Source organism: Streptomyces sp. NRRL WC-3549, from assembly GCF_000721935.1.
GTDB lineage: Bacteria > Actinomycetota > Actinomycetes > Streptomycetales > Streptomycetaceae > Streptomyces.
On the sequence record NZ_KL585443.1, the window covers coordinates 34,832 to 36,560 of the forward strand.

Consider the following 1,729-nt stretch of genomic DNA (forward strand, 5'->3'; position numbering starts at 1 on the left):
GGGCCGGGGCGGGCGGCTTCCAGGAGCGCGGCGAGGGCCGTCTCGTCGTCGGTGTCCTCGGGCAGCGGCCCCCCCGCCTCGTGCCACCGCTCCCGCATGGCCTCGGCTCCGGCGTAGGCCTCCAGGCACCCGATGGACCCGCACCGGCAGCGTCGCCCGCGCAACTGCACGGTGGTGTGCCCCCATTCCAGGGCCGCGTCGGAGAGGTCCTGGTCGAGCACGTCGCCCCGGTTCACGCTGGCGCCGACGCCCGAGCCGATCAGTGCCACGGCGGCGGACTGGGCCCCTCTGCCTCCGCCGAACCACATCTCGGCCTGGCCGAGGGTCCGGGCGCCGTTGTCGATGAAGAACGGCACCTCCGGCGGTACGTCCACGGCGGCCCGGAGCAGCCGTTCGAAGGGGACGGCACTCCAGCCGATGGTCGGGCCGTGCACGACGGCGCCCGGTCCTCCCGCGGCCTCCGGAACGTCCCGCTCGATGATGCCGGGAACGCCGATCCCGATCCCGAGCAGGCGTGCGGGGTCGGCGCCCGCGTCGCGCAGGACGTCCGACACGCCGGTACGCACATGGCCGACGATCCGCTCGACGTCGTAGCCGTGCTGGGCCAGCAGGCGGTCGGTGCGGGCGAGTTCGGTGAGGGAGAGGTCGAAGAGCTCGATGCGCACCCGGGTCTCCCCGATGTCGATACCGACGAACAGCCCGCCGTCCGGGGCCACGCGCAGCAGCGTACGCGGACGCCCGCCGTCGGAGTCGACGATCCCCGCCTCCTGAAGGAGGCCCTCGGCGGCGAGTTCCGCGACGACGTTGCTGATGGAGCCTGAGCTCAGGCCCGTCGCGGGACCCAGCTCCTGCCTGCTCAGCGGCCCGTCGAAGTACAACCGTTGCAAGACCCTTGCCCGGTTCCCCCTTCGCAGGTCTCGCACGGTCCTTCTGCTGCGCTCAGCCATGATGCTCCCTTCGTACCGGCAACATACCCTGGCCGGGCCGCACCCCGCGCCCTTCTCTCAGTGCTTAAATTGCCTCCTGATTTAAACCGTCTCCCCCGGGGCCGGAGCGGGGACCCCGGCGCCCGGCCGGGACACCGCCCTCCCGCGATCGGATACGGGAGGCCCCGGCGCATATGCTCACCGTATGGAGCAGAGCGAAGTCCTCAAGCGAGTGATCGGCATCCTCACGGAGGCCGGGGAGATGCAGCGCCAGGCCGAACAGGAGGCGGACGGAGGGGGTGCGGACGCGGGCGGGAGCATCGTGACCACGCTCCTCAACGAGACGATGCCGCACATCGCCATCTCCGCAGACGCCTCGGTCGAGGAGGTGGCCCTCCTGGTCGGCCGCGAGGTGGGTGGCGCCGTGGAACAGCTGGTGGGCGCCTTCACCCTGGCCTTCATCGCCCTCGCCCAGGTGCACGACTCCGGGGAGCAGGACGTGAGTTCCACCGACGTCCTGCAGGACCTGGCCCTGCGTGCCGAGGAACTGAGCGCCAACGGTGACGGGGACGAGGGGCCCGAGGGGGCCCTGTAGTCCGCCACCGTCGCCGGGGCCCCGCCCGTGTCAGCCGCCCAGCACCCCGCGGAGCATCGCCGCGAAGGCGGCGGGGCGTTGGACGACGCCGACATGCCCACCGGGGAACGCCACCGCCTCGCGTCCGAGCCGCTCCGCGAGGACCCGGACGGGACGGGCGGTCAGCTGCCGGCCGGACTCCTCACCCACGGCGGGCACCAGCCGGTCC

General features: G+C 72.8%; 2 protein-coding genes. One reads left to right on the forward strand and one right to left on the reverse strand.

All coding sequences use genetic code 11. The annotated features are described in order from the left end of the window. Positions 1-947 (reverse strand): ROK family transcriptional regulator (locus IH13_RS0134010; RefSeq protein ID WP_031090656.1); only part of this gene is annotated, 947 nt, incomplete at its 3' end. A gap of 184 nt (positions 948-1,131) precedes the next feature. Between IH13_RS0134010 and IH13_RS0134015 the strand changes: the two genes are divergently transcribed. Beyond that, on the forward strand, positions 1,132-1,521 hold the full coding sequence (locus tag IH13_RS0134015) for a hypothetical protein (RefSeq protein WP_031090659.1): 390 nt from the start codon (positions 1,132-1,134) through the stop codon (positions 1,519-1,521). Positions 1,522-1,729 lie beyond the last annotated feature (208 nt).